The organism is Actinocrinis sp. (genome assembly GCF_035605935.1).
Lineage (GTDB): Bacteria > Actinomycetota > Actinomycetes > Streptomycetales > Catenulisporaceae > Actinocrinis.
The window spans coordinates 1-2339 of the sequence record NZ_DATNGK010000267.1; the positions used below are offsets into that span (position 1 = coordinate 1).

Consider the following 2339-nt stretch of genomic DNA (forward strand, 5'->3'; position numbering starts at 1 on the left):
CGTCCGCGTCGCTGACCAGTGCCTCGCAGCGGGCCTGCAGACCGAGGGCCCAGTCGGTGCCGCTGGCCCGGGTCATCTCCGCGAGGCGCTGAACTGCCTCGCTCGCGACCTCGCGTTGACCACTACGGGCCGCCGCAGGTACCAACTCGGCCAGCGCGAGCGCGGTCGTAATGGCCGGCTCCTGCCACGATCCGACGGCCCGATGCGCAGCCGTGAACGCGGCCTCATACCGGCCCAGACCGTTGTACAGCACACCCAGCATCCACCCGGCGGTTACCACGCCGGCTCCCTCGCCACGCCGCTCGACCTCCGCGGTCGTCGCGGAGATGAGCCCGGCGGCCATGTCGTGGTCTCCCTGCCAGGCAGCCAACAACTGCGCGGCGTAGGACGGTTCCCAGACCTCGGTCCCCTCGGAAACCGCGGTGAGCTCCGCGAGCAGTAAGCGAGCCGCGGCCAGGTCGCCGGCCAAGATCTGCATGATGATCTGGATGGTCAAGGCCATGGGCAGCATGCCCAGCGCGCCGGTGTCGCGTGCGAGCTGGACGTAGCGGCTCGCGAGCGTGTCCCAGGCTTCGTCGTCCAAAAGGTCCGCCGCAGCGGTCGACACGGCGAACCAGATCCAGCGCAGCTCCTCCTCTATGGACATCTTCCGATCACGAAATGCTCGCAGCGCGTTCTTCAGGATCGGCGCGCCGCTTGCATAGCCGTCCGTGTACCGCACGGCCAGACCGTCGAGCAACAGATCAGCCGCGCGTACCGGTGAGGCGGGCGAGGGGGCGGCGCGAGCGGCCTCAGCGACCTCACGCAGGCTGGCGCCGCCCGCGAGGTGTGCGGCGAACCAGCCGGCGCGGATCGCCTCGAGGTAGGTGTCGCGGGCCAGCCGCACATCGAACGGTTCCAATGCGGCGGCCGCCTTGAGCAGCAGCGCGGGGGTATTGCCGCCGCGGTTCAGGCTGAAGGCGATGCGGCCGCGCAGCAGGTCTGCTCGGGCGCGGTCGAACTCGTCCATCAACCTGGCATCGGCCGAGGTAAGCAATCGCAATGACGCGTCGGTCATGCCGGCCTGGTGCATGGCCTGCGCCGCGGCCAGCGCTCGCTGCCCGCGCCGTTCCCGGTCCGGCGTGAGCTCGGATGCCCGCTCGAGGAATGCGGCGGCCGCCGCCGGTCCGCCGCGGGCCTGCGCTCGCCCGGCGCTGTGTTCCAGCTCCGCGGCCACCTCCTCGTCCGGGCCGGCAGCTGCCTGAGCGCGGTGCCACGCGCGGCGGTCCGGATCGATGACCGGGTCGGTCACATCCGCCAGCGCCTGGTGCGCACGCCGCCGCTCCTCGGGCGTGGCCGCGCGGTAGATCGCGGATCGCAGCAGCGGATGCCGGAATGTCACCACCCGAGAACCGAACTCCACAAACCCCGCTGCCTCCTCCTGAGCGGCTGAGTCGATGTCGGCGCTCAGGCCGAGGCGGTCCACCGCGCGCCAGACGAGCACCGGATCGCCGACCGGTTCCGCGGCGGCGACCAGCAACACCTGCCGCATCGTCGGCGACTGCGTCGCCACCTGCCGACGAAAGCTCTCTTCGATGCGGCGCGGCAGCGTCGTCGTGCCAACCAGCCCGAACCCACCGGCCAGTTCCGCCGGCGTGAACCCGCGCGGCAGTTCCAGAAGCGCCAGCGGGTTGCCCTGACACTCGGCAATGATCCGATTGAGCACGCCGTCATCGACCGGGCCGGGATGCGCCAGCGCTACCAGGGCTCGGGCATCGTGGTCCGGCAGCCCGACAACCTGCATTTCGGGAAGCCCGGCCAGCTCCGGAACACTTCTCTGGTCACCCCTTGCCCGTGCCGCAAAGATCATGCCCACCGATTCGGTTCCCAGGCGCCTCGCCGCGAACCCGAGCACCTGCGCCGATGCCCGGTCCAGCCACTGCGCGTCATCGATAGACAACAGCAGGGGGCGCGCTTGTGCGACTTCGGCAAACAGTCCCAGCACCGCCAGGCCGACCATGAAGCGATCCGGCGGGCTGCCGCCCTCGAGGCCGAACGCGGTGCGCAGCGCGTCACGCTGCGGAGCGGGAAGAATCTCCAGCTCGGACAGCATCGGCACACACACCTGATGCAACGCGGCGAAGGCGAGCTCACGCTCGGCCTCGACCCCCGCGGTGCGGATCGCCCGGCAATCCGCGGCCTGCTCGAGCGTGCGGTTCAGGAGCGCGGTCTTTCCGATACCGACGTCCCCCCAGATCACCATGGCCCTGCTCTGGCCGGTACGGAGATCGGCGATGAGGCGGTCGAGTTCCTCGCATTCGCTGCGCCTGTCCAACAGCACCGGAGGACCCCTTGGGACG

Annotated in this window: 1 protein-coding gene; it reads right to left on the reverse strand. The window is 70.5% G+C overall.

All coding sequences use genetic code 11. The annotated features are described in order from the left end of the window. Window positions 1-2320 (reverse strand): ATP-binding protein (locus tag VN779_RS21515; RefSeq protein ID WP_325726195.1); only part of this gene is annotated, 2320 nt, incomplete at its 3' end. Between the last annotated feature and the right edge of the window lie 19 nt (window positions 2321-2339).